Annotated in this window: 14 protein-coding genes and 1 pseudogene; 10 read left to right on the top strand and 5 right to left on the bottom strand. The window is 70.2% G+C overall.

The annotated features are described in order from the left end of the window. The first annotated feature begins 13 nt into the window (after window positions 1-13). The 9 genes and pseudogenes from hpaB to AQJ91_RS50055 all read left to right on the top strand — a co-directional run. Window positions 14-1,495 carry a 4-hydroxyphenylacetate 3-monooxygenase, oxygenase component gene (gene hpaB, locus AQJ91_RS27405; RefSeq protein ID WP_067026787.1) on the top strand — a complete coding sequence of 494 codons (1,482 nt, stop codon included), beginning with the start codon at window positions 14-16 and terminating at the stop codon, window positions 1,493-1,495. Then, window positions 1,495-2,967, top strand: coding sequence for a fumarylacetoacetate hydrolase family protein (locus AQJ91_RS27400; RefSeq protein WP_067026785.1), 1,473 nt, complete (start codon window positions 1,495-1,497; stop codon window positions 2,965-2,967). Before hpaB ends, AQJ91_RS27400 begins: the two co-directional genes overlap by 1 nt. After that, window positions 2,964-3,896 (top strand): 4-hydroxy-tetrahydrodipicolinate synthase, encoded by a 933-nt coding sequence (gene dapA, locus AQJ91_RS27395; protein ID WP_067026783.1) that lies wholly within the window; start codon window positions 2,964-2,966, stop codon window positions 3,894-3,896. Before AQJ91_RS27400 ends, dapA begins: the two co-directional genes overlap by 4 nt. Further along, window positions 3,893-5,380: a 5-carboxymethyl-2-hydroxymuconate semialdehyde dehydrogenase gene (hpaE, locus tag AQJ91_RS27390; RefSeq protein ID WP_067026781.1), complete on the top strand. Its 1,488-nt coding sequence runs from the start codon at window positions 3,893-3,895 to the stop codon at window positions 5,378-5,380. The genes dapA and hpaE overlap by 4 nt, the downstream gene beginning before the upstream one ends. After that, window positions 5,377-6,381: a 3,4-dihydroxyphenylacetate 2,3-dioxygenase gene (gene hpaD / locus AQJ91_RS27385; RefSeq protein WP_067026780.1), complete on the top strand. Its 1,005-nt coding sequence runs from the start codon at window positions 5,377-5,379 to the stop codon at window positions 6,379-6,381. The genes hpaE and hpaD overlap by 4 nt, the downstream gene beginning before the upstream one ends. Window positions 6,382-6,568: 187 nt before the next feature. After that, window positions 6,569-7,534, top strand: a complete 966-nt coding sequence (locus tag AQJ91_RS27380; protein WP_067026778.1) for an AraC-like ligand-binding domain-containing protein — start codon at window positions 6,569-6,571, stop codon at window positions 7,532-7,534. Window positions 7,535-7,826: 292 nt separating this feature from the next. Continuing rightward, complete coding sequence (locus AQJ91_RS27375) at window positions 7,827-9,359, top strand: GMC family oxidoreductase (protein WP_067026776.1); 1,533 nt, start codon at window positions 7,827-7,829, stop codon at window positions 9,357-9,359. Beyond that, window positions 9,356-10,792, top strand: coding sequence for an aldehyde dehydrogenase family protein (locus AQJ91_RS27370; RefSeq protein ID WP_067026774.1), 1,437 nt, complete (start codon window positions 9,356-9,358; stop codon window positions 10,790-10,792). The genes AQJ91_RS27375 and AQJ91_RS27370 overlap by 4 nt, the downstream gene beginning before the upstream one ends. 294 nt (window positions 10,793-11,086) lie before the next feature. Beyond that, window positions 11,087-11,808, top strand: a pseudogene (locus tag AQJ91_RS50055) (carboxylesterase family protein); the annotation flags it as partial. A gap of 197 nt (window positions 11,809-12,005) precedes the next feature. Here the strand turns inward: AQJ91_RS50055 and AQJ91_RS27365 are convergent. Genes AQJ91_RS27365 through AQJ91_RS27355 form a run of 3 tightly spaced genes read right to left on the bottom strand, consistent with a single transcriptional unit; the run spans window position 12,006 to window position 14,712 of the window. Beyond that, window positions 12,006-13,187, bottom strand: a complete 1,182-nt coding sequence (locus tag AQJ91_RS27365; protein ID WP_067026772.1) for an NAD(P)/FAD-dependent oxidoreductase — start codon at window positions 13,185-13,187, stop codon at window positions 12,006-12,008. Next, window positions 13,184-13,522 carry a bifunctional 3-phenylpropionate/cinnamic acid dioxygenase ferredoxin subunit gene (locus AQJ91_RS27360; RefSeq protein WP_067026770.1) on the bottom strand — a complete coding sequence of 113 codons (339 nt, stop codon included), beginning with the start codon at window positions 13,520-13,522 and terminating at the stop codon, window positions 13,184-13,186. Before AQJ91_RS27360 ends, AQJ91_RS27365 begins: the two co-directional genes overlap by 4 nt. Beyond that, the gene (locus AQJ91_RS27355) at window positions 13,519-14,712 is read right to left on the bottom strand and encodes a cytochrome P450 (protein ID WP_067026768.1); all 1,194 of its coding nucleotides are present in this window, start codon (window positions 14,710-14,712) and stop codon (window positions 13,519-13,521) included. Before AQJ91_RS27355 ends, AQJ91_RS27360 begins: the two co-directional genes overlap by 4 nt. Before the next feature lie 148 nt (window positions 14,713-14,860). On the opposite strand from AQJ91_RS27355, the gene AQJ91_RS27350 reads away from it, so the two are divergent. Then, entirely contained in the window at window positions 14,861-15,790 is a 930-nt protein-coding gene (locus tag AQJ91_RS27350) for a LysR family transcriptional regulator (RefSeq protein ID WP_067026766.1), read from the top strand. 175 nt (window positions 15,791-15,965) lie between these two features. Here the strand turns inward: AQJ91_RS27350 and AQJ91_RS27345 are convergent, their stop codons facing one another. Together AQJ91_RS27345 and AQJ91_RS27340 are read right to left on the bottom strand one after the other, a co-directional pair. Beyond that, window positions 15,966-17,429 carry an amidase gene (locus AQJ91_RS27345; protein WP_067026764.1) on the bottom strand — a complete coding sequence of 488 codons (1,464 nt, stop codon included), beginning with the start codon at window positions 17,427-17,429 and terminating at the stop codon, window positions 15,966-15,968. 424 nt (window positions 17,430-17,853) lie between these two features. Continuing rightward, on the bottom strand, window positions 17,854-19,035 hold the full coding sequence (locus AQJ91_RS27340) for a CynX/NimT family MFS transporter (RefSeq protein ID WP_234382974.1): 1,182 nt from the start codon (window positions 19,033-19,035) through the stop codon (window positions 17,854-17,856). Window positions 19,036-19,085: the final 50 nt, after the last annotated feature.

Genomic DNA, 19,085 nt, shown 5'->3' with positions numbered 1-19,085 from the left:
CAGGAGAACCACCATGGCCGCACGCACCGGCAAGGAATTCCTCGAGCGCCTCTCCCAGTCCCGCCCCACGGTGCACATCCAGGGCGAGACGCTCACCGGAGGAATCCAGGAACACCCCGCTTTCCGCAACGTGGTGCGGACCTACGCCGAGCTGTACGACCTCCAGCACAGCGACGAACACAAGGACGTCCTCACATACGCCTCCCCCACCTCCGGTGAGCCGGTCGGCACGTCCTTCCTCACTCCGCGCACACCCGACGATCTCGTCAAGCGCCGTGAGGCGTTCAAGGTGTGGGCCGACCACAGCAACGGCATGCTGGGCCGCACCGGCGACTACATGAACAGCTCCCTGATGGCGCTCGCCTCGGCCGCCGACTGGTTCGCCCAGGCCGACCCCGCCTTCGGCGAGAACATCCGCCGCTACTACGAGAAGGCCCGCGAAGAAGATCTGCTGTGCACGCACACGCTGATCCCGCCGCAGGTCAACCGGGCCGTGGCCGGTACCCAGCAGGCGGGCGGCAAGCTCGCGGCACGCATCGTGAAGGAGGACGACAACGGCGTGGTGATCCGCGGTGCGCGCATGCTCGCCACCATCGCCCCCTTCGCCGACGAGATGCTCGTCTTCCCCTCGACCGTGCTCCGCGGCACGCCCGAGGACAAGCCGTACTCGTACGCCTTCGCCATCCCCAACGACACCCCCGGCCTGCGCTACATCGCCCGCGAGCCCCTCGACTACGACCGCCCGCGCCACGACCACCCCCTCGCCTCCCGCTTCGAGGAGTCGGACTGTGTGGTCGTCTTCGACGACGTGCACGTGCCCTTCGAGCGCTGCTTCGCGCTCGGTGACGCCGAGCTGTGCAACGGCTTCTACTCCCAGACCGCCTCCGTGGTGCACATGACCCACCAGGTCGTCACCCGCACCACCGCCAAGACCGAGTACATCCTCGGACTGGTGACACTGCTCACGGAGGCCATCGGCATCGAGCAGTTCCAGCACGTCCAGGAGGACATCGCCGAGATCATCACCACCCTGGAGACGCTGCGCGCCTTCCTGCGCGCGGCGGAAGCCGACGCCGAGGTCAACGAGTACGGGGTGCTGACCCCGGCCTGGGCCCCCCTCAACGCCGCCCGCAACCTCTACCCCAAGCTCTACCAGCGCTTCCCGCAGATCCTGCGCAAGCTCGGCGCCTCCGGCCTGATGGCCACCCCGACCGAACTCGACATCACCGGCCCGGCGGCCGCCGACATCGAGGCCTACCTCCAGTCGGCCACTCTCACCGGCCCCGAGCGCGTGAAGCTGTTCCGTCTCATCTGGGACACCTGCATCTCCGCCTTCTCCAGCCGCCAAGCCCTGTACGAGTACTACTTCTTCGGCGACCCCGTCCGCATGGCCGGCGCGTACGTGAAGTCGTACGACCGCGAGCCGTACAAGGCGAAGGTCCAGGACTTCCTGAACCAGCACAGCCTGGATCAGCGCAGCCTGGAGCGCTCCTGATGACGCACCCCCTGGGGAACCCCCCGTCGAAGATCATCGCTGTCCATCTCAACTACCCCAGCCGGGCCAAGGAGCGCGGCCGTATCCCGTCCCAGCCCTCCTACTTCCTCAAGCCCCCCTCGTCGCTGGCAGGCACCAAGGAGGCCATCGTCCGCCCTCAGGGGTGTGAACTCCTGGGCTTCGAGGGCGAGATCGCCCTGATCGTCGGCAGCCGGGCCCAGCGGGTGCGGCCGGAGGACGGCTGGTCCCACGTACGGTGGGTGACCGCCGCGAACGACGCCGGGGTCTACGACCTGCGGTATGCCGACCGCGGCTCGAACCTCCGCTCCAAGGGCGCGGACGGCTTCACCCCGATCGGGCCGCGCCTGCTGGACGCCCGCCGACTCGACCCGGCCGCGCTCCAGCTGCGTACCTGGGTCAACGGCGAACTCGTGCAGGACGACACCACCGACACGCTCCTCTTCCCCTTCGGACAGCTCGTCGCCGACCTGTCGAGACTGGTCACCCTGGAGCCCGGGGACGTCATCCTGACGGGCACGCCGGCCGGCGCGTCCGTCGTCTCCCCCGGCGACACGGTGGAGGTCGAGGTCACCGGCAGCGGCCAGTCCACCGGGCGGCTGCGCAACCCCATCGCCTCCGGGCCCGCCCTGGAGACGTACGGAGCGATGCCGAGGACGGACGCGGCCGAACGCGAGGCCGCCCACGGAGCCGCGTTCACCCCCGAGCCTCCCCCAGCTACCGCTGGGAGGTGCCCCCAGCTCGACGAACGCATCGAGGACGGACTGCGTTCGGTCGCGGTCGCCACACTCAGCGCACAGTTGCGGGGGCGCGGACTGCCGCACATGTCCATCGACGGGGTACGTCCCACACGGCCGGACACGAAGATGGTCGGCGTCGCCCACACGCTGCGCTACCTGCCGCTGCGCGAGGACCTGTTCAAGCGGTACGGCAACGGCATGAACGCGCAGAAGCGTGCCGTCGAGCAGCTGCGACCCGGTCATGTGCTGGTCATGGACGCCCGCCGGGACACATCCGCCGGCACCCTCGGCGACATCCTCGCCCTGCGCGCCCAGCAGCGCGGCGCGGCCGGGGTGGTCACCGACGGGGGCCTGCGCGACAGCGTCGCCGTCACCGAACTGGGGCTGCCCGTCTACCACGGCGGAGCCCACCCCTCGGTCCTCGGCCGCCGCCATGTGCCGTGGGACACGGGGGTGCCCATCGCCTGCGGCGGAGCCCTGGTGCAGCCCGGCGACCTGCTGGTGGGGGACGCGGACGGCGTGGTCGTCGTGCCGCCCGAGCTGGCCGAGGACCTGATCACCGACTGCCGGGAGCAGGAACAGCGGGAGCGCTTCATCACCGAGCAGGTGCGCGCCGGACACGGCATCGACGGCCTGTATCCCCTCGGTCCCGACTGGCACGAGATGTACGAGCGGTGGCGCAAGCAGCACAGCACGCAAGGAGAGCACACATGAAATTCCGCAGCGACCCGTCCGCCATCCGCGGATCCATCGCTCCCGCCGTCACCCCCTTCACCTCGGACGGAGCCGTCGACCACGACAGCCTGCGCGCGCTGATCCGCTTCCAGCTGGAGTCCGGTTCGCACGGCATCTCGCTGGGCGGCTCCACCGGCGAGCCCAGTGCGCAGAGCGTCGGCGAGCGGATCGCGGGGATGCGGACGGCGGTCGAGGAGATCGGCGACCGCGTCCCGTTCCTGCCCGGGACCGGATCCCACAAGCTCGACGAGACCCTCCAACTCACCGCCGCCGCAGCGGAGTTGGGCGCCGACGCAGCGCTCGTCATCACGCCGTACTACGCGCGCCCCACGCAGGAGGCGCTGTACCAGTGGTACGCCACGGTGGCCCGGGAGTTCCCGGACCTGCCGATCGTCGCCTACAACGTGCCCTCGCGCACGGCCGTCGACATCGCGCCGGAGACAGTGAAGCGGCTGTTCACCGACTTCGAGAACTTCGTCGGGGTGAAGGAGACGACGAAGGACTTCGAGCACTTCTCGCGCGTCCTGCACGCCTGCGGGCGCTCGCTGCTGGTGTGGTCGGGCATCGAGCTGCTGTGTCTGCCGCTGCTGGCGCTCGGCGGTGCGGGGTTCGTCTCAGCCGTCGCCAATCTCGCGCCCGGCGCGGTTGCGCGGATGTACGAGCTGTGGGAGGCGGGCGATTTCGACGGTGCCCGCGATATCCACTACCGCCTGCACCCGCTCGTCGACCTCCTGTTCGTCGAGACGAACCCGGCGCCGGCGAAGTGGGTGCTGCACCAGCAGGGACGTATCGCGTCACCCCATGTCCGCCCGCCGCTGATCACCCCCACCGACGCGGGCCTGACGACGATCCGGGCGCTCCTCGCCGAGGGCGGCGACCTCACCCAGCAGATCGGAGCCGCGCAGTGAGCCCCACCCCTGAGCACCTTCCCTCCGTGATCCGGCACTGGATCGGCGGCGAACTGGTGGACGCGGCCGACAGCCGCACGTTCGACGTCGCCGACCCGATCTCCAACACGGCCTACGCACAGGCCGCGCGTGGCTCCGCGGCCGACGTGGACCGGGCGGTGACGGCCGCCCGGGTCGCGTCCCCGGAGTGGGCCGGGCTGTCCAACCGGGCACGCGCGGGTGTCCTGTACCGGATCGCCGACGCCGTCGAGGCCCGTCATGACCGGCTCGCCGCCTTCGAGTCGTACGACTCCGGGCTGCCGATCACACAGGCCCGCGGCCAGGCGCGGCGCGCCGCCGAGAACTTCCGCTACTTCGCGGATGTCACCGTGGCCCTCGGCGAGGAGGCGTTCCGGCAGGGCGACGACCAGTTCAGCTATGTGGTGCGCACACCGGTGGGAGTCGCCGGGCTGATCACTCCCTGGAACACCCCGTTCATGCTGGAGAGCTGGAAGCTGGCACCCGCGCTGGCGTCCGGCTGCACGCTGGTGCTGAAGCCGGCCGAGTGGACTCCGCTGTCCGCGTCGCTGTGGCCGGAGATCTTCGAAGAGGCGGGTGTCCCGGCCGGGGTGGTGAACATCGTCCACGGCATCGGCGAGGAGGCCGGCCAGGCCCTCGTCGACCACCCGGACGTGCCGCTGATCTCCTTCACCGGCTCCACCGACACCGGCCGGCACATCATCCGGTCCTCCGCCGAGCACCTGAAGACGGTGTCGATGGAGCTGGGCGGCAAGTCCCCGGTCGTCGTCTTCGCCGACGCCGACGTCGAGGCCGCGCTGGACTCGGTCGTGTTCGGCGTGTTCTCCCTCAACGGGGAGCGCTGCACGGCAGGTTCACGCGTACTCGTCGAGCGCCCGCTGTACGAGGAGTTCACCCGGCGACTGGCGGAGCGGGCCGCCAACGTACGCGTCGGGCTCCCTTCCGACCCGGCCACCGAGGTCGGCGCACTGGTACACCCCGAACACTACGAGCGTGTCCTGAACTACGTGGAGATCGGCAGGAAGGAGGGCCGTCTGGTCGCCGGTGGCAGCCGCCCCGACCACCTCGCCGACGGCAACTACCTCCAGCCCACCGTCTTCGCCGACGTCGAACGCGACGCCCGCATCTTCCAGGAGGAGATCTTCGGCCCCGTCGTCGCCGTCGCTCCCTTCGACGACGAGACCGAGGCCGTGGAGCTCGCCAACGCCACGCAGTTCGGGCTGGCCGCCTACGTCTGGACCTCGGACCTCAAGCGCGGCCACCGCATCGCGCACGCCGTCGAATCCGGCATGGTCTGGATCAACTCCCACAACGTCCGCGACCTGCGCACTCCCTTCGGCGGGGTCAAGGCGTCGGGTGTAGGCCGCGAGGGCGGCGCGCACTCCATCGACTTCTACACCGAATCGAAGATCGTCCACGTCGCCCTCGGCGAGGTGCACACCCCCCGCTTCGGAGCCACCTCATGACCGCCTCGAACGCCCCCGACGTCGTCCGGTCCGCCTACGCCCAGCTCGCCGTCACCGACCTCGGTGCCGCCCGCTGGTTCTGGGTCGACATGCTCGGCTTCTACGTGCAGTACGAGGACGCCGAGTCGCTGTACCTGCGCGGCACGGACGAACTCACCCACCACTCGCTGGTGCTGCGCAAGGGCGACCTGGCGGCCCTCGACCACATCTCCTATCGCGTCCGCACCCCCGAGGACGTCGACAAAGCGGAGAAGTTCTTCGCCGAACTCGGCTGCCCGGTCAAGCGTTTGAAGAAGGGCGAGGGAACGCACGGTATCGGCGACGCGGTCCGCGTCATCGACCCGCTCGGCTTCCCCGTGGAGTTCTTCCACGAGATCGCCCGCGCCGAGCGCCTCATCCAGCGCTACGACATCCGCCACGGCGCCGAGATCGCCCGCCTGGACCACTTCAACATCTGCACCCCCGACATCCCGGCCGCCTACGCCCACTACCAGTCCCTCGGCTTCGGTTGCTCGGAGACCATCGAGGGTGACGAGCACGAGCTGTACGCGGCCTGGATGTACCGCAAGCAGACCGTCCACGACGTCGCCTTCACGGGCGGCGCCGGGCCGCGCCTGCACCACCTCGGGGTGGCCACCCACGAGTCCCACCAGGTACTGCGCGCGGCCGACATCTTCGGCTCGCTGCACAAAGAGCACCACATCGAACGAGGCCCCGGCCGGCACGGCGTCTCCAACGCCTTCTACCTCTACCTGCGCGACCCCGACGGCCACCGCGTGGAGATCTACACCTCCGACTACTACACCGGCGACCCCGACCACGAGACGTACCGCTGGAACGTCCACGACGACCGCCGCCGCGACTTCTGGGGCAACGCCGTCATCGAATCCTGGTACAAGGAAGCCGCCCCCGTCCTCGACCTCGACGGGTACCCGCAGCCCGTGACCGACACCGTCCTCGACGAGTCCGCGGTTCAGGTGGGTGCGGACGGCCTCGGCTGATGCTCCGGGCGGTGGGGGGGACCCGGAGGTGCTTCGCGCCTTTCCGGGCCCCCTCGCCGCGCCCTCGACAGACACGAGACGTTCCCATACACCCCATTCATCGCACTGTGTGAAAACCGGCTACGACAGTTAGTATCCGGCGGCACGCCTACCGGCCGGCTTGCCGAAGGGCCCGCAGAGGAGACCCATGCCCTCGATGACGACTCCGTCGCACGACACCTCCGCAGGACGCTTCGAGTTCTGGCGGGAAGTGGTCGGCCAGAGTTTCGTACCGCTGGAAGCGCTGCCGCGCGAGGTTCCCGACTTCCGCGCCTCCCTGCACACCACCCAGCTCGGCGCGGTGCAGGTCTCTGTGGTGGCCGCGGATCCGCACGGCGTCGCCCACACCCGTCGGCACATCGCCTCCGACCCTGCCGATTTCGTCAAGGTGAGTCTTCAGCTGGCCGGGCAATGCATGTTGACCCAGGCGGACCGCCAGGCCCTGCTGAAGCCGGGCGAGTTGGCCATTTACGACACCCGGCACCCGTACACACTCGACTTCGACCAGCGGTATCGCACACTCGTGCTGATGTTCCCGCGGGTCATGCTCCGGTTGCCCGAGCGCGACCTGACCCGCGTGATCGCCACCACCGTGTCGTGCAGCGACGGACTGGGGCCCGTGGTGCACCCGTTCCTGCGCGGACTGGCCGGGCATGTGCGGCAACTGGACGCTCTCGGCACGCAGCGGCTCGCGGACAGCACGGTCGACCTGGTCGGCGCGATGCTCTCGGACCGGTGCGCCGTGCACGTGACGCAGCAGGACGACGGGCGGGAGCTGCTGGCCCGGAGGATCCTCACGTACATGGAGCAGCGGCTCTCCGACCCGGGGCTCGGCCCCGACCGGATCGCGGCCGCCCACCACATCTCGCGGCGCTTCCTCTACAAGCTGCTGGCCGAGCGGGGATACACGGTCTCGGGCTGGCTCCGGGAGCGTCGCCTCGCCGAGTGCCTGCGCGACCTCGCGGACCCCGGGCTCGCCCATATGCCCGTCGCCACCGTCGGAAGCCGCTGGGGCTTTCCCGACCCCGCCCACTTCAGCCACGCCTTCAGGAGCGCCTACGGCATGAGCCCGTCGGAGGCACGCGGGGCCGGGCCCACGGGGCTGGGCGCTTAGCGAGCGCTCAGCGGCGGTCACGCGACCGCTGCCCTTTCGCTGCCTGTCGTAGTACATCCCGAACACGGCGGATCTGCCGATCGTGCCCGCCCCAGCAAGCGGCCGTTCACCCTCGCGGTCCGGCCCGGTCACCCACCGCAGCTGCCAGGTCGCCCCCAGGCCAGCAGGGGCAATGTGCGCCCGGCCACAGGGCCGGTCCGCCCGCCCGTGCACAGCCGTTCGTGCCCGCCTCCGCAACAGCCCGTGCACCGCCGCACAAGCCGGTACCCCGTCCGCCTGTGACCCTCCCGTCATGCGAGCAACACACACCGTTTACGACCACATCGTGGTGGGCGCCGGTTCCGCGGGCTGTGCGCTCGCGCGCAGACTCGTGGACGCCGGCCGGACCGTCCTGCTGATCGAGATGGGCGGCCGGGACGACAACCCGGCCATCCACGACCCCGGGCGCCTGTGGGAGCTGTGGAACTCCCCGCAGGACCACGCGTACACCACCGAACCCCAGTGGCACGCCTCCGGCACCCAGGTGTTCTGGCCGCGCGGCAAGGTCCTCGGCGGCTCCAGCGCCCTGAACGGCATGATCTACGTCCGCGGCAACCGGGCCGACTACGACAGCTGGGCCTACCAGGGAGCGGCGGGCTGGTCGTACGACGAGGTGCTGCCGTACTTCAAACGCTCGGAGGACTTCGAGGACGGCGCGTCGTACTACCACGGGGCCGGCGGTCCGCTGCCCGTCAGCCGGAACCACTCCCCCAACCCGGTCACCACCGCCTTCATCGAGGCATGCCAGGACTACGGGATCCCGTACAACGACGACTGCAACGGCCAGGACCAGCTCGGTGTGAACCTGCTGCACCGCACCATCCGCGACGGCAGGCGCGTCAGCGCGTGGACCGCCTTCGTGGAGCCGGTGCTCGACAGTGCGCTGCTGACGGTGATGACGGGCGCGGCGGTCACGCGTGTCCTGGTGGACGGTGGCCGGGCGCGGGGCGTCGAGCTGCTGCGCGAAGGCGGTACGACGCAGATCCGCTGCGAAGGGGACGTGATCCTGTCCGGCGGCACCATCGGGTCGGCCCAGCTGCTCCTGCTCAGCGGTGTCGGGCCGGCGGACGAGCTGCGGGCCCTCGGGATCGGGGCGACCGCGGACCTGCCGGGAGTGGGCGCGAACCTGCACGACCACACCCTCGCTCCGGTGGTGTGGGAGTCGGCACGGCCGGTGCCGCACGGTACGGCCAACAAACTGGAGGCCCACTACTTCGCCAAGTCCGACCCGGCGCTGTCCGTGCCGGACCTGCAGCCGCTGATGTCCCACCTGCCACTGCCGGTGCCCGACATGAACGTTCCGGAAGAGGGCCACGGCTTCTCGGTCCTCGCCGGGACGATCCGTCCGCTCAGCCGGGGCCGCCTGTGGCTGCGCTCGGCCGACCTCACCCAGGCTCCTGCCCTGGACCCCGGCTACTTCTCCGAGCCGTCGGACCTCGCGGCCATGGTGCGGGCCGTGCAGCAGGTGCGGGAGATCGGCGAGGAGAAGTCGCTGGGCGACTGGCGGGCCCGCGAGGTCGCACCCGGACCGTACGTGCGTAACGACGCGGAGGTCGCCGCGTACATCAAGCGGACCCTCCTCAGCTATCACCACCAGGTGGGCACCTGCCGTATGGGCATCGACCGCATGGCGGTCGTCGATCCGCAGCTGCGCGTACACGGCGTGGCCGGCCTGCGCGTCGCGGACGCCTCCGTCATGCCCTCCGTCACCTCCGGCAACACCCACGCACCTGCCGTCATGATCGGCGAGCGCTGCGCCGACCTCATCCTGGGAGCACAGCTGTGACCAATACCCTTCTCATCGGTGGCGAGTGGCAAGCCGCGGCCTCCGGAGCGGAGTTCGAGACCCTGGACCCGGCCACGGGCCGCCCGCACGCCACCGTGTCCGACGCCGGAGCGGCGGACGCCGACGCGGCCGTACGCGCCGCCCGCGCCGCCTTCGAGAACCCGGAGTGGGCGGGACTCACCCCGGCCGCCCGCGCCCGGATCCTGTGGCGCATCGGCGACCTCATCGAGGAACACGCCGAGGAACTGGCCGAGTTGGAGACACGCGACCAGGGCCAGCCGCTCGGCGTCTCCATGGCGGTCAGCGTCGCCACCGCTGCCGAGCACTTCCGCCACTACGCCGGCTGGGTCACCAAGATCTACGGCGAGACGGCGCCGCTGTCCATCCCCGGCGTGCTGCAGTACACCAAGCGCGAGCCGGTGGGAGTGTGCGCGCTGATCACGCCGTGGAACTTCCCGCTCATGATCGCGAGTTGGAAGATCGCACCGGCCCTCGCCTGCGGGAACACCGTGATCGTCAAACCCGCGGAACAGACCCCGATGACCACGGTGCGGCTCGTCGAGCTGTGCCGGGCCGCCGGTGTGCCGGACGGCGCCATCAACCTGCTGACCGGAGGTCCCGAGGCCGGCCGGGCCCTGGTCGAGCACCCCGGCGTGGACAAGGTCTCCTTCACCGGTTCGACCGAGACCGGCAGGGAGATCGTCCGGGCTTCCGCGGGCAACCTCAAGCGTGTCTCGCTCGAACTCGGCGGGAAGGCACCGAGCCTCGTCCTGCCCGGCGCCGACCTGGACGCGGCCGTGACGGGCTGTCTTCAGGGCGCGCTCCTCAACAGCGGCCAGGTATGCGCCGCCTACACAAGGTTCCTCGTCCACCGCTCCCTGGCCGACGAGTTCGCCGAACGCTGCGCCAAGGCCGTCAGCGGGATGCGCCTCGGCGCGGGCAGCGCGCCCGACACCGAGCTCGGCCCCCTGGTCACCGGCGAACACCGTGCCCACGTCCACGCGCTGGTGCGCAGCGGGGTCCAGGAAGGCGCCCAGCTGCTCGCCGGCGGGGCCCCCGTCGACGGCCTGCCGGGCTTCTTCTACCAGCCGACCGTGTTCACGGGTGTACGGGACGACATGCGTATCGCCCGCGAGGAGATCTTCGGCCCGGTGCTGTCCGTCCTGCCGTACGACGACGAGGACGAGGCCGTCGCCCGCGCCAACGACAGCGAGTACGGCCTGGCGGCGGCCGTATGGACCCGCGACGTGGGCGCGGCGCACCGCGTGGCGGGCTCCATCCGGGCGGGCACGGTGTTCATCAACATGCCCAACCCGGTGGACGCCTCGGCCCCCTGGGGCGGGTTCAAGGCCAGCGGCTGGGGCCGGGAGATGGGCAGCGGAGCCATCGACGCGTACACGGAGGTCAAGAGCGTGTGGACCTCGCTCGCCTGAGGTGCCCGCCCGTCGCGGACAGGCAGCCCCCGCGGGTTCGGACCGCACGATCCTGAGGATGATGCGCGGCCTGTCCGCCCGTCCGCCCATCCCCTCGTCCGCGGGCGGGTGGGCGGACGAGGATCTCGTCGTCGCCCGGCTTCCCGATCAAACCCGCGCGGCCGTCCGGGACCCTGAAGAACCATGCAGCCGACGCCTGGTCTTCGTACAGCGACCGTATGGCGGTCGGCAGAGCTCAGTGAGGAGTGTCGTGGCCACAGAACCGATTCCCGACGTCACCACCGTGGGGGCATCGTGCGCGGCCGCCACGAGAACGGTCTCACGGTCTTTTGGGGCATCCCGTTCGCCGAACCCCCGGTGGGGAGCTTGCGCTTCGCCGCGCCGCCGCCGGTGCGTCGATGGGAGGGCACACGTGTAACGTTCGTGTTCGGTCCCCCGCCACCGCAGGAGCCGTTGAGCCCTGCCATACCCACTCCCGCGCCCGGAGGAGAGGACTGGCTCACCGTCAATGTCCGGACACCGGATCCGGACCCGGCGACGAGGCGCCCGGTGATGGTGTGGATCTACGGCAGGGCCTACACGTTCGGTTCCGTCGACGACCCCGCCTACGATGCCGGCCGGCTGGCCCGTGACGGGAATCTCGTCGTGGTGACCTTCAACCACCGAGTCGGCATGGAGGGGTTCGCCCGCATCGAGGGCGCGCCGGCGAACCGCGGACTGCTCGACCACGTTGCGGCCCTGACATGGGTGCGGGAGAACATCACCGCCTTCGGCGGCGACCCCGGCAGGTCACCGTGTTCGGCGAATCAGCCGGCGCCGGGTCCGTCGCCGCTCTGTCGGCGATGCCGAGCGCACGAGGCCTGTTCCGGCGGGCCATCGCACAGAGCGTGCCCGGCACCTTCTTCTCCGACGAGCTGGCCACCGACATCGCCACCGCCCTGGCGGGCGAGCTCGGGCTACGGCCCACGGTGAGCGACCTCTCGGCGGTGGATCCGCACAGACTCCCAGAAGCGGGGGCCGAGGAAGGCATTGGGGTGGAGGTGCTCACGCCGGAGTGTCGGCCGATCATGGAGATCGTCGCGAAGGCGTCGGGGCCGGTGACGGCCAAGGACGTTGCGCTCGCGCTGGGTCGCGGGCCACGACAGCGCGGACTGCATGAGACATGTCTGTGTTCCTCTGGAAAGTTGAGTGAGCCGGCGACGCGTCGGCTGGGCTACCGGATGCTCCAGGCGCTGCGGAGATCCCGCCGCAAGCGTCCGAACTCCCTTGGGCTGTCGATGGCGAGGACGCCGGAGATCTCGCCGTCGCGTCGGTACACGGCCGCGAAGCTGTCGTCGAACGAGCCCGAGACGAGTTCGAGCATGTCGTCGACGCCAGGTCGGCCGGCGATCTGGAGGTGGACGCCGTACTGGTCCGACCACACATAGGGCAGCGGGTCGTGGACCGGTTGGGCCATAGGGTCCTGCCCTCGCAACGTGGCCAGCAGCGATCCGGCTGCGATGACTGGCATGTCCCGCGCGTTGGTCCAGTGCTCGATGCGCAGCCGCCCCCCGCGGCAGCGGTACGCGGCCACGTCGCCCGCCGCGACGATACCGGGCTCGGTGGTCCGGCACCGCTCGTCCGTGAGGACGCCGTTGTCGCAGGCGACGCCGGAACCCGTCAGCCACTCGGTGTTGGGCACGGCTCCCACGCCGACGACCACCACCTCCGCGGGAAGGAGGCGGCCGTCGGACAACTCCACCTCTCGCACCCCCTCCTCGCCGACGAGGCCCGTGACACCCACGCCGGTCACCAGAGCGACCCCGTGGTCCGTGTGCAGGCGGCCCAGGATGCCGGCGGCCTCGGGCCCCAACTGACGTAGCAGCGGCTTCTGTTCGTACTCCACGATGGTCACCTCGTGTCCGAGGGCACGCGCCGAGGAGGCGACCTCCGCGCCGATGAACCCGCCTCCCACTACGACGACCCGGCCGGGACGGGACAGGTCCTCGCGCAATCGGTGTGCGTCATCGAGCGTGCGGAGGGTGTGCACCCCGTGCAGCTGCGGCATTCCGGGAAGTGTGCGAGCGCGGGCTCCCGTCGCGATGACCACACCGTCCGCGTGCAGGCTTCGCCCGCCGACGAGGGTGAGCGCCCGGGAGGCCGGATCGAGGGCGGTGGCGCGGGTACCGAGCAGCCATTCGGCGTCGAGCACGGCACGCAGGTCTTCGTCCGTCAGAGCGATGTCCTGGCTCTCGCACTTGCCCAGCAGCACCTGCTTGGACAACGGAGGCCGGTCATAGGGCTGCGCGGCCTCCTCGCCGACCAGCACGAGACGCCCGTCGTAGCCTTCGGCGCGCAAGGCCTCGGCAGCTCTTACACCGGCCAGTCCGGTGCCGACGACGGCGATCGTGGTCATCGCGCGGTCTCCGCGGTCAACGCCAACGACGCCTCCTCGACGCACACCATGCCGTCGACGACCTGCACGACGTGTGTACGGATGGGCCGCCGCGCGGGCGGGCAGTCGGGCCTGCCGGTGCGCAGGTCGAAACGGGACTCGTGCAGCGGGCATTCGATCTCATGGCCGTCGAGCCAGCCGTCGGACAGCGAGGCGGTCTCGTGGGAGCAGGTGTCGTCGACGCAGAAGACACGTTCGCCGACCTTGACGAGTGCCAGGGGAACCGGCACGTCGGGCCTGGCGATCCGGGTGACCGCACCGGGGGTGAGGTCCGCGATCGGACAGAGCTGGATCACTGTGCCGCTCCCTTCACGCCCTGGGCGTCGTGACGCATGAGGACCGATTCCGGTCCGCGGAACATCCATCCGACCAGGGTCGGAGTGCTGCTGACGCGCAGCCCGGTGAGCGAGTTGAACAGTGCGGGCACCGCGGTACGGAGTTGCTCCCGCGCCAGATAGGTGCCGAGGCAGTAGTGGGCGCCGAGCGAGAAGGCGAGGTGGTCCGACAGTTCGGGACGGTCGATGTCGAAGGCGTCGGGGGCGGCGAACTTCCGGTCGTCCCGGTTGGCCGACGCGGCGAGCGCGAGCAGCTTGTCCCCGGCCCGCAGGGTCACATCCCCCACCGTGTGGTCGACGGCGAGCTGGCGCGGAAAGGCTCCGACGGGCGTGAGCCAGCGCATCGTCTCCTCGATGGCCGCGTCGAGGGCCTCGGAGTCGGCCAGCACGCGGTCGCGCAGCTGAGGCTGTTCACACAGCTGCCAGACCAGGGTGGCCAGCGCGTGCCAGGGCTCGTTGAAGCCGCCGGAGATCATCAGGCGCACCTGAGTGGCGATCTCCTCGGCCGTCAGCGGTTCGGCGAGCTCGGCGTGCACCATCGCGGAGATCACGGTGTGGTCCGGTGCGGCCGCTACCCGGGCGACGGCCTCGCGGACCAGCTCCCCCACCTCGGTCCTGGCGCGTCCGGCCCGCTCCCAGACCGCCGGGTCGTCGTCGTGGTTGGCCAGACCCGCGATGAAGGCACGCGACCACTCGACCACCTGCCCGGTGGTCACGTCGGGCAGCCCCGCCGTCCGCATCAGCGCCTGAGCGGCGAACGGCGCCGCGAAGTCCGACACCAGGTCGAACTCCGGCTTCTCGGCCAACCGCCCGGCGAGTTCCGTGGCGTGCGAGGTGAGCCCTGCCGACCATTGCTGACGCACGTTGCGACGCTTCAGCGGGCCGTCCACAGCGGAGCGCAGCCTGCGGTGGGCGTCGCCATCGGTACGGATCATGACCAGACCCATGGTGCGCTCGGCGAGGGAGTTCTCCTGGTGCGCGGTGAAGATCTCGGGGTGCTCATCGACGAAGACGACGTCTTCATAGCGGCTGACGAGCCACATACCCAGCCCGTCCGACCAAGCCCAGGGCTCGTCGTCCCTGAGCGCGCGGTAGACGGGATACGGGTTGGCGTAGAGGTCCTTGCTGGTGAGATCGCGTGCGATGGGCATGGCGGCTCCTCAGGTGTCGGCGACATCCGGACAGGGGATGTCGGCCGCATCGGGTTGCAACGACTGTGCGGTACACCGCCTGAGCACGGAATACTCTGGAATCGAGTAATGCGCCGACAACAACCACAGGAATCCTGAGGTATGGACCATGACGCTCTCACTGCGCCAGCTCCGGTTCTTCGTGACGGCGGCTGAGGCCGGAACCATCGCGGGCGCCGCGGCACGCGAGCACATCTCCCAGTCGACGATCGCCCTGGCCGTCAGCGAGCTCGAGCGCACCCTCGGCGTCCAACTGTTCCTGCGCCGCCAGGCAAAAGGGCTGACGATCACCCAGGCCGGCCTTTCCGTGCTCGCCGACGCGCGCCCCCTGCTCGCCCACGCGGACGAGCTGGTCTCCAGTGCGCGCAACCTGGGCGGGGAGCTCTCCGGGAACCTGACGGTCGGCTGCTACACGACCTTGGCCCCGTTCTTGATGCCCGGCGTGCTGGAGGGCTTCGCCACCGAACATCCGACGGTGCGGTTGAGCTTCACGGAGGGCACTCAGGTGGAACTGCAGGAGAAACTTCTCGACGGCAGCTGCGAGATGGCCCTGCTGTACGACCTCGACCTGCAGCCGGGGATCCGGCAGGAGACGCTCTACATCACCCGGCCGCATGCGCTCCTGCCCCGCGCGCACCCCCTGACCGGACAGGCGCCGGTGAGCCTGCACGACCTCGCGGACGAACCGATGGTCATGCTCGACAGCCCGCCGAGTCGGCACTACTTCACGGAGCTGCTCGCTTCGCACGGTATTCGGCCTGTGATCCGACACACGACGAGCAGCTTCGAGACAGTGCGGTCACTGGTGGCGCGGGGCCTCGGCTACTCACTTCTGATCCAGCGGCCCGCCTCCGGTATCAGCCACGAGGGCGCGCCACTGGCCGAATGCGAGATCCGGGAGGAGGTGCCGGACATGCCCGTACTACTCGCCTGGCCCGCCCACGCAAGCCTCACCAGACGAGCCAAGGCTTTCGCCGACTTCTGCCGCCGGGCCCTTGCGGCCGGACCGGTAGGGCCGGCCGCAAGGGATCGCACATGATCAGCTTTAGGGAACTCTCGGCAAAGCCAGTCTTCAGGGCGCCACCCACGTGACCACGGCGAGAGCGTCTCACCTCCGCCGGCCGACCTGGTCCGCCTGGCAAAGATCCGCTGGCGCATCGAGATGTGTCAACCACAGCGCACTCATGGCTCTTTCGTCTGCTGGTGTGCGGACGTCAGGCGCGGGAGCGGGGCGGTGCCTCGAAGCCGGACACGTGCTCGGCGACGTGGCGGGCGAGCTCGATCACAGTTCGGTCCTCAAGGTACGGACCGATGATCTGCAAGCCGACGGGTAGGCCGTCGCCGCGCGTGCGGCCGATCGGCACTGACGCGGCGGGCAGGCCGAGCAGATTGGCGAGGCCGACCCACGTCACGAGGTCCCATTGCGGTCGCGTAATCCCGTTGACCTCGATCACGCGCGCATCCAAGTCTGGCGACTGGTCGTGCGGCATCGCCGGCAGCGACAGCACCGGGCACACGAGCACGTCGTAGTCTCGGAAGAAGTCGGCCCATCGGCGGCGCATCTGCCAGCGCTCCTCGTCGGCACGCAGCCAGTCGCGATGACGCTGGACAAGGCCACGCATGTGGCGTGTGCCGACGTCGTCGGCCGCAGTTGGGACCCGTGCCAGTCCTGCGTCGATCCCTGCCACCTCCTCGTCGCCCAGTCCGATCGAGACAGCCCCCATCAGCATCCGCCGGTAGATGCGGTCCGACGCCTCCAGCGCGACCGGGCCTGGCCGCCGTTCCACGCGAGCCCCCGCGCGTTCGAGCACGCCGGTTGCGTCCTGGAGCAGCTCGAGCACCGTGGCGTCGACGGGTGCCCACGGGTCGTCCAGCCACGCGGCGACACGGAAGTCCGCGAGCTCTCGCCTGCGTGGAGGCGGCAGCTCGAGCCGCCAGGCCGTGCGCTCCTCCTCGATCGGCCCTGCGAGCACGTCGAGCGCCAGTTCGAGGTCGTCGGCGCTGCGCGCGAGTGGGCCGGCGGCGGCCAGATCCCGGGGCGCGAGCGCGCCCGGCTGTCCCGTCATGTGGCCGCGCAGCGACACGACGCTCTGGGACGGCTTGAGGCCGTAGACGCCGCACGTGTGGGCGGGGTTGCGGATTGAGCCGGCGATGTCGCTGCCGAGCTCGAGCCCGGTCAGGCCCGCCGCTACTGCGGCGGCGGAACCGCCCGACGAGCCGCCTGGCCCGCGCGACAGGTCCCAGGGGTTGTTTGTCGTGCCGTAGACCTCGTTGAACGCTTGACCCTCGCCGCACCAGATCGGCAGGTTCGTCTTGCCGAACACGACGGCGCCCGCTGCGCGCAGCCGTGCGACCGCGACAGCATCGTGACTGGACACGTTGTCGGCGAACGCGGGAGCGCCGCAGGTCGTGTGCATGCCGGCCGTCTCGAAGCACTCCTTGACAGTCATCGGGAGCCCGTGCAGGGGGCCGAGCGAGCGGCCGGCCGCGATCGCCGCGTCTGCGGCGCGGGCTGCCTCGCGCGCCCGCTCCTCGTCCAGCACCACGACCGCGTTGATCGTGGGGTTCAGGCGCGCGACGCGCTCCAGGTAGTAGTCGAGCAGTTCGCTGCTCGACAGCTCCTTACGTGCCAGCGCCGCGACGAGGCGCGTCGCCGACGCGAACGCGAGGTTGCTCATGTTGCTCTCCTAAGCTTGGTGGTGTTCGGGGTGGGATGACCAGGGCGATGGATGTGCCTGATGAGGCTCTGTCCGGTGGTAGCCCGGAAGGAATAGCCGCCCTGTCCTTCTGGATGCCCTGGTCATGTTCTCGACCGGCAACAGCTGGTCGTGGTGCTTCCGCAGCTCACTCAGCCGAGGCGAAGGGATTGACGTACACCAGCGAACAGAGCCGACCGTGTTCCCATGCAGGAACTGGCCTGCACCCCCTGTGGAACGGCGGTGTGACAGGATGTTCACCTCGGCGTTGCGGTAGGCGGCTGCCACGGCGATGGCCTGGATGACCACCGGATCGGTGCCGTGCTCGGCCAGGATCAGCACCTCTCCAGCGGCGCCGCTGTCGGCGTGTCCAGGTAGCTGAAGGGGGCGGTCGTGGTCATGGCGGTCAGTCTCCGATGGGTACGGGAGCGGGGGACGGGGAGTTCAGGTGCAGGTCGCGGCCGGCGCGGGCGCCGACGGCGGCCTGGGTGAGCGTCAGGGCGACCAGCAGCAGGAGTGGGAGTGTCCAGCTGCCGGTGAGGTCGCGCAGTGTCCCGAGCAGGAGCGGCCCGGCGGCGGCCACCAGGTAGCCGACGGACTGGGCCATCGAGGCCAGTGCTGCCGCCTGCTCAGGATCGGCCGCCCGTTGGCCTTGGAAGGACAGGGCGAGGACAAGGCAGGCTCCGCCGCCCAGGCCGATGAGCACGCTGGACACGACGGCCAGCTGCGGGGCCACGGCCAGTAGCACGTAGCCCAGCGCGACGATCACCGAGCCGGCCGCGGCCTGGATCCGTTGGTCCTTGACTCTGCGGGCCAGGATGGGAAGGGCGCTGCTCGAGACCATGCCGACCATCTGGAAGAGGAACAGCTGCCACCCGGCAGCGGCCTCGCCCACCCGATGGTCATGGAGGATGCTGGGCAGCCAGGCGATCATGGTGTAGAAGCCGAGGGACTGCAGGCCCATGAACACGCTGACCTGCCAAGCCAGGGGAGAACGCCAGGGGATGCGCGCTCGCGCGACGGGTGGTGCCGCCATGGGGCCGGTGCGCCGGTATCGCGGGAGCCAGATCGCGAGGGCGAGCACGGCGAGCACCGCCCAGATTCCCAGTGCGGTGCGCCAGCCGCCCGGCAGGTGTTCGGCCAGTGGCACCGACACCCCGGAGGAGAGCGCGGCGAGCAGGCTCATCGCCGTGACGTAGAGGCCGGTCGCCTGCCCGATCCGGTTTTCCGGCACGGTCCTTTTGATGACCGACGGCATCAGGACGTTGCCGTAGGCGATCGCGGCCGCGATCACCACTGTGCCGGCGAACAGGAAGAACACCCCGGGCAGGGACCGCATGACCAGTCCGGCTGCCAGCACGGCCAGCGAAACGACCAGGGCGCGGGGCGCGCCGTAGCGGTGTGCGGTCCGGCCAACCAACGGCGAGGTGGCGGCGAAGGTGAGCAGTGGCAGCGTGCTGAGCAGCCCGGTCCAGGTGCTGGACAGGCCGGTCGATACCTCGATGCGGGGAAGCAGCGAACCCACCCCGGTCAGCGCGGCACGGAGGTTCGCCGCGACGAGCACGATGCCCACGAGCAGCCACACCATGGACCGCCGCCGTCCCGACGCAGCATCGATCGTCCGGTGCGAAGAGCCGT

The organism is Streptomyces dysideae, assembly GCF_001514305.1.
In the GTDB taxonomy this organism is placed as follows: Bacteria; Actinomycetota; Actinomycetes; order Streptomycetales; family Streptomycetaceae; genus Streptomyces; species Streptomyces dysideae.
The sequence above is the reverse complement of the archived record's forward strand: the minus strand, read 5'-3'. Positions and strand labels throughout refer to the sequence as shown.